Annotated in this window: 1 protein-coding gene; it reads right to left on the bottom strand. The window is 70.1% G+C overall.

All coding sequences use genetic code 11. From position 1 onward, the window contains the following. Positions 1–672, bottom strand: a 672-nt coding sequence (locus ACH0BU_RS18165) for an RNase adapter RapZ (protein WP_500264492.1), incomplete at both ends; no start/stop codon positions are given.

Below are 672 nucleotides of genomic sequence, written 5' to 3'. Positions count from 1 at the left end.
GAGCGGTGCTTGCCGCCCGTGCACCCGATGGCGATGGTGGCGTAGTGCTTGCTCTCGTTGCGGTATCCGGCGAAGACCGGTTCGAGCATGGACACGAAGCGGTCCACGAACGTCCGGGCGCCGTCGTTGCCGAACACGTAGTCCCGCACCTCCGGGTCCTTGCCCGTGCGCGGGCGCAGGGCGGGCACCCAGTGCGGGTTGGGGATAAAGCGGACGTCCGCCACGTAGTTGGCGTCCGCCGGCACGCCGTACTTGAAGCCGAAGCTCATCACGGTGAGGCGCAGCACCACGGGCCCGCTCGTGGAGAACATGTCCGCCACGGCCTTGGTCAGGGCGTGGACGTTGAAGGACGTGGTGTCCAGCACGGAGTCCGCGGTCTCGCGCAGATCACGCAGCAGCTCCCGCTCCGCCTTGATGCCGTCCAGGATCCGCCCGCCGGCCTGCAGCGGGTGCGGGCGGCGCTGGAGCTCGTAGCGGGACACCAGGACCTCGTCCGAGGCCTCCAGGAACAGCACCGAGAAGTCCACACCGGAGTTCTCCAGGGCGGCCTGGCCGGCCTCGGTGGCGCCGTCGGTGAAGTGGCGTCCGGGGGCCCAGCCGCGGCGCTCCTTGATGCCCGCGAGCCGCTCCAGCAGACCCTTGGGAAGGCGCAGCCGTGTGAAGGTCTTGGCC

The organism is Sphingomonas olei (assembly GCF_045369765.1).
GTDB lineage: Bacteria > Pseudomonadota > Alphaproteobacteria > Sphingomonadales > Sphingomonadaceae > Sphingomonas > Sphingomonas panaciterrae.
The sequence above is the reverse complement of the archived record's forward strand: the minus strand, read 5'-3'. Positions and strand labels throughout refer to the sequence as shown.